At 44.7% G+C, this 5,973-nt stretch carries 6 protein-coding genes; 4 read left to right on the top strand and 2 right to left on the bottom strand.

The window, feature by feature from the left end; translation table 11 throughout:
* Positions 1 to 56 precede the first annotated feature (56 nt).
* Entirely contained in the window at positions 57 to 680 is a 624-nt protein-coding gene (locus VB740_RS35420; RefSeq protein WP_323204480.1) for a 4Fe-4S single cluster domain-containing protein, read from the bottom strand.
* 193 nt (positions 681 to 873) lie between these two features.
* Between VB740_RS35420 and VB740_RS35415 the strand changes: the two genes are divergently transcribed.
* Positions 874 to 2,067: an NAD(P)/FAD-dependent oxidoreductase gene (locus VB740_RS35415; protein ID WP_323204479.1), complete on the top strand. Its 1,194-nt coding sequence runs from the start codon at positions 874 to 876 to the stop codon at positions 2,065 to 2,067.
* 187 nt (positions 2,068 to 2,254) lie between these two features.
* Entirely contained in the window at positions 2,255 to 2,899 is a 645-nt protein-coding gene (locus tag VB740_RS35410) for an HAD-IA family hydrolase (protein WP_229466671.1), read from the top strand.
* Positions 2,900 to 3,118: 219 nt separating this feature from the next.
* Here VB740_RS35410 and VB740_RS35405 read toward each other — a convergent pair whose 3' ends face one another.
* On the bottom strand, positions 3,119 to 3,349 hold the full coding sequence (locus VB740_RS35405) for a hypothetical protein (RefSeq protein WP_323204478.1): 231 nt from the start codon (positions 3,347 to 3,349) through the stop codon (positions 3,119 to 3,121).
* Positions 3,350 to 3,387: 38 nt separating this feature from the next.
* Between VB740_RS35405 and VB740_RS35400 the strand changes: the two genes are divergently transcribed.
* The gene (locus VB740_RS35400; protein ID WP_323204477.1) at positions 3,388 to 4,248 is read left to right on the top strand and encodes a Tab2/Atab2 family RNA-binding protein; all 861 of its coding nucleotides are present in this window, start codon (positions 3,388 to 3,390) and stop codon (positions 4,246 to 4,248) included.
* 318 nt (positions 4,249 to 4,566) lie between these two features.
* Positions 4,567 to 5,880: a TldD/PmbA family protein gene (locus VB740_RS35395; RefSeq protein ID WP_323204481.1), complete on the top strand. Its 1,314-nt coding sequence runs from the start codon at positions 4,567 to 4,569 to the stop codon at positions 5,878 to 5,880.
* Positions 5,881 to 5,973 lie beyond the last annotated feature (93 nt).

The following is a 5,973-nucleotide window of genomic DNA, read 5'->3' as shown; positions in this document are numbered from 1 at the left end:
TCCCCTACATATACTTAGATTTTTTCATAAATCAAATACTAGTCCTATATAAGCCCCTACGTTAGTTCCAACCCGCCTTGATAGCCAGTAACAATGCGTCCACCATCCTTGAGAATATGGATTTCTATCTGGTCACTAGCCCAGGTAATCTGGTCTTGGAAAGCTGGGTTCAACACCCGAACCCGTTGATTGCTAGAAGAAACTGGAGAGTCGGGAGAATTAATTGCCAGAGATTGTACAAAAGGCCCATCAATCAGGATATCAAGTTGTTCTAACAATGCTTGGGAAGCTGGCGGTGCAGATTGGGACTGTAGCTGCTTGAGGGTGAAACCACTAAAAGACATTACATTTAATCCAGCAGCTTTTACCTTACGAGCTAAAGACGCTAGTGCAGTTGCTTGCCAAAACGGTTCTCCACCAGAGAACGTTACACCTGTATTGCGGGGATTGCTGAGAATATTCTCGGCAAGGGTATCAACAGCAATCAATTGGTTAGCCTCAAATGACCAAGAGTTAGTATTAAAGCAGCCAGGACACTCACGCAGACAACCTTGTACCCAGATGACTGCACGACAACCAGGGCCATTGACTTCTGACTGATCAACGTAACCCATAATGTTGAGATAGCCAGGGGGAATTTCCATGAGTGCTAGTGATGGGTCAGTTGGCTTAATTTTCATCTCTTTAACTCCTTTTAGCCGTTGCCTCTTAACCGTTAACTATAGCGAATCTCCAGTTAGATAACTGTGGCTAATGACAAATGACTAATGAATAATCTCTGAAAAACTTGATGGGATTTTGAAAAGTCCGCTTTAACTGACTAGACTGAAGTTAATTGCCCAGCTAGCATTGACCGTTCCATAGATAGAATCGATGACTCAACAAACTTCTAGAATTTGTATCCTTGGCGGAGGCTTTGGTGGTCTCTACACAGCCTTGCGCTTAAGTCAGTTACCTTGGGAATCTACGCAAAAACCCGAAATTGTTCTGGTAGATCAAAGCGATCGCTTCCTATTCTCTCCTTTACTTTACGAATTACTCACTGGAGAACTGCAAACCTGGGAAATTGCCCCACCGTTTGAAGAACTTTTACAAGGTACAGGGGTACGTTTTTATCAAGGGGTTGTGTCTGGAATTGACATCGACCAGAAACTGGTAAATCTACATGAAGGGCCAGAAATTTCTTATGATCGCTTAGTACTGGCACTAGGAGGTGAAACACCGTTAGATTTAGTCCCTGGTGCAACATCCTACGCCTATCCATTCCGCACAATCTCTGATGTTTATCGTTTGGAAGAACGCCTGCGATTTTTAGAAGAATCGGATGTTGATAAAATTCGGGTGGCGATTATTGGGGCTGGCTACAGTGGTGTAGAGTTAGCCTGTAAGTTAGCCGATAGACTAGGTGAAAGAGGACGCTTTCGGATCGTTGAAATTGCTGACCAGATTTTGCGAACTTCTCCAGAGTTTAACCGGGAAGCCGCAAAGAAAGCATTAGAATCCCGTGGCGTATTTATTGATTTAGAAACCAAAGTGGAATCAATAGAGCAAAATTCCATCTCCCTAGAGTACAAAAACCAGTTAGACACGATTCCCGTAGATTTGGTAATTTGGACTGTGGGAACTAGGGTTGCGCCTGTAGTGAAGTCTCTTCCCCTCAAGCAAAACCAGCGTGGTCAAATCAGCATTACATCCAATCTGCAAGTCCTCGATCATCCAGAAATTTTTGCTTTGGGAGATTTAGCAGACTGTCATGATATTGAAGGACAGCAAGTCCCCGCTACTGCACAAGCGGCTTTCCAACAAGCTGATTATACTGCTTGGAATATCTGGGCAAGTCTGACTAATCGCCCCCTGCTTCCCTTCCGCTATCAACAGTTAGGAGAAATGATGGCATTAGGAATAGACAACGCCACTCTCACTGGTTTGGGAATTAAACTAGATGGTCGCTTGGCATCCGTTGCTCGTCGGATTGCCTATTTATATAGGTTGCCAACTTTAGACCATCAACTCAAAGTTGGTTTTAATTGGCTAGTCCGTCCGATCATAGAAACACTTTCTAAATAACTTAATGGGCATGGGGCATTGGGCATGGGGCATTGGGCATGGGGCATTGGGCGTTGGTAAAAAACCAAGGCATTTACGATGATTTATTTAATTTCCGCCAATCTACTTAGCAGATGCTAGACTCTACCCACAGAAGCTCTTAACAAGCCAAAATCTAAAATTCAACATTCAAAATTTTCAAACTTTAATGGAACAACCGAAAGTTATTTTTTTAGATGCTGTGGGTACACTCTTTGATGTCAAAGGTAGTGTGGGCAAAGTTTATAGTCAGATAGCCCAGGAATTTGACGTTACAGTTTCAGCCGAAACATTGAATACAGCCTTCATCAAAAGTTTTAAAGCAGCGCCGCCGCCGATATTTCCAGATGCAGAACTGCAAGATATTCCCCAGCGCGAGTTTGATTGGTGGCGGATAATTGCCCTGAACACTTTTGAAAGTGCAGGTGTTCTTAAGGAATTTTCTGATTTTTCGGCTTTTTTTAGCGAACTTTACATCCATTTTGGCACTGCCGAACCGTGGTTTGTCTATCCCGATGTCTTACCAGCTTTAATCAACTGGCGGCGGTTGGGAGTTACCTTGGGGGTGCTATCCAATTTTGATTCTCGGATTTACTCTGTATTGCAAAGTTTGGGATTGAGAGAGTTTTTTACCTCTGTCACCATTTCTACCCAGGTACGTGCAGCTAAACCCGATCCTCAAATTTTTGCCATTGCTTTAGACAAACATAAATGTTCTCCAGAAGCAGCGTGGCATATTGGCGATAGCATTGTAGAAGACTACCATGCAGCTAAAGCAGCCGGACTCAGAGGCGTTTGGATCAACCGTCATTAGATCGCAAACTTTGATAAACCTTCGGAAAAATAGTGGTTTCAGCCCACATAAATCATAAGACTAACAGGGTTTGTTAAGAGCGATGCCTGCGGCGGTAAATGAGCTTTGTCGCAAGCTACGCGCAGCGTCGTTGTAGAGAAGCGCAGACTATTCTAGCGATCGCCTAATCCTCTCCTTTATCTCAGCCCCCAGTTTTTCTAATTCGTCGTCCACATCTTCTTATTCATAATTTTGGAATAGGACTATACCTAGAAAGCCCAAAATCCACTTACGTTTAACCCATTGTTGAAAATTTTTCATAATTATAGAGACAATAAACCTCTCTAAGAGCGATCGCCTGATGAATTCCCCAGCGATCGCCAAACCTATTACTCCAAAAACTCCCCTGCCCCTTGCCCACTCCCCAACTCCCTTATTCCCCTCCTGCCCCAACACTCGTATGATCAACATATCAAGAAAACATAACAGCCAGATTTTTACCGCAAAACATGGGCAGTATTTGGGAAATCGATTTTTACTCCCGTCCGATTTTGGACGATAATCAGAAAAAAATTTGGGAAGTCTTAGTCTGCGAAAGCCCCTTGGATATCAGCACGAAACCAGATTCTTTGTTTCGTTATGCTCAATATTGTCCTAGTACCCAGGTAAATTCGGGTTGGTTGCGGACAGCATTGCAGGAAGCTATTGACCAAGCTGGAAAAGCACCAATTAAAATCCGCTTTTTCCGTCGCCAAATGAACAACATGATTACTAAAGCTTGCCAAGACTTGGGCATTCCCGCCCAGCCTAGCCGCCGTACTTTGGTTCTCAACCAATGGTTAGAACAGCGCATGGAGGAAGTGTATCCTCAAGAGGCAGGGTATCAAGGGGGAACTAATCCCTCAGTCCGCTTGGAGAGACCTTTGCCGCAACGTTTACCAGATGCTTTAGAAGGACAGCAGTGGGTATTTGTTACCTTAGATGCTGCGGATTTTGCAGAAATGCCAGAGTGGGAAATTGGTTTTGGTGAAGCTTTCCCCCTAGAGTTGGCGAAAGTTTCACCAGAAGCCCGTATTCCTGGTATTTTGATTTTCTCACCGAGAGCGTTGCCCTTGGCAGGCTGGATGTCTGGTTTGGAGTTGGCTTTCTTAAGATTTGATACCAGCGAAGAGGCGAGATTGCTTTTAGAAACTGGTGTAACTGAAAGTTGGATTGTGGCAAATATCAAAAAACCTCAAATCTTAGCAGAAGCCAAAGGTTTTGAAGAAGCCAAGCAAAAAGCTAACGGAGTACATTTTATCGGTGTCCAGTCTGATCCCAAAGCAGAAGCTTTTGCTGGTTTTTGGCTGTTGCAAGAGGTTAATCTTTGAAAATGGGGAGTGGGGAGTGGGGAGCAGAGGGAGCAGGGGAGGCAGGGGAGGCAGGGGAGGCAGAGGAAGCAGGGTAAGAAGAATATTGCCCAATGACAAATGACTAGATCCGTTGAGACATGACAATGATTTGGGATAATTAACTGCGTCCATCAGTGTTGCTCTGCGGTTTCAAATCGTAACTATAAGAAAACGCTGATGATTTTTGGATGGTTATCTGCGTTCATCAGCGGAAAGTCTGATCGTCGGCTTTTGACGATCGCACTTTCAACAGACAGCGTTGATATGCGGTTCAAAATCCACAATTCACTAAGGGTCATGGGTTCTGAAAATTTGTCACAAGATACACTAGCCGAACAGTTGCTGGAACTAGCTATAAAATCTGGAGCAGAAGCTGCTGAGGTGTATCAGTCGCGATCGCTTTCTCGTCCAGTGTTTTTTGAGGCAAACCGGCTCAAACAGATAGAAACCAACCAATCTGAAGGTACAGCATTACGGCTTTGGCGAAACGGGCGTCCGGGACTCACGGTGGCTTACGGTTCTGTTCTAGCCGAAGTAATGGTGGAAAAAGCTCTGGCACTAAGTCAACTGAATCAACCGGAAACAGTAGAATTAGGCTCTAATTTTCAGCCTTACTACCCAGATTTAGGGGAAAGTGTGCCGATAGAGATTTTGGTAGATTGGGGCAAAGAAGCGATCGCACTCATCCGCGATGCCTATCCCGATGTTGTTTGTAATGGTGACTGGGAATGTGATGTTGAAACCACTAGAATAGTCAACAGTAAAGGTTTAGATTGTTACTACACCGATACTACCCTCAACTGCTATATATCAGCTGAATGGGTGCGTGGTGATGATTTTTTAAGTGTTTCCGATGGTCAAACCAAACGGGGCGAACTCCACCCTGAAATATTAGCTAACCAAATTTTACAACGGTTAATTTGGGCTAGAGAAAATGTCTCATCTCCTAATGGTCGCGTCCCGGTTTTGTTCACTTCTAAAGCAGCTGATATGCTTTGGGGTACTGTGCAAGAAGCTTTGAATGGCAAGCGAGTCTTAGAAGTAGCTTCCCCTTGGGCAGAACGTCTGGGGAACCCAGTAATAGCACCCAGTCTCACCCTCTACCAAGACCCGGAAGCCGGTCCTTACAGTTGTCCTTTTGATGATGAAGGCACTCCCACTAAGTCTTTGGTATTTATCCAAAACGGGACTTTACAGCATTTTTATGGCGATCACACTACCGGACGCCAACTGGGTACTGGCACCACTGGAAATGGTTTTCGCCCTGGTTTAGGTAGCTATCCCACCCCTGGTTTATTTAATTTTCTGATCCAGCCAGGTTCGGCATCACTACCAGATTTAATTCAAGAACTGGATGATGGCATAATTGTGGATCAAATGCTAGGTGGTGGCGGTAGTATTTCTGGAGATTTTTCAATCAACGTTGATTTAGGCTACCGCGTCCAAAATGGCCACGTAATTGGGCGCGTTAAGGATACGATGGTTGCAGGTAATGTCTACACAGCCCTGAAGCAATTGGTTACACTGGGTAATGATGCTGATTGGAATGGCTCTTGTTATACCCCGTCTCTGATAGTAGAAGGGTTATCTACGACGGGGAGAAGTAATTAAGGGGCAGGGGGAGCAGGGGAGGCAGAGGGAGCAGGGGAAGCAGAGGAAGAAGAATCTATAACCAATGCCCAATGCCCAATGCCCAATGCCCAA

This window comes from Nostoc sp. UHCC 0251, assembly GCF_034932245.1.
Classification (GTDB): Bacteria; Cyanobacteriota; Cyanobacteriia; order Cyanobacteriales; family Nostocaceae; genus Nostoc.
The sequence above is the reverse complement of the archived record's forward strand: the minus strand, read 5'-3'. Positions and strand labels throughout refer to the sequence as shown.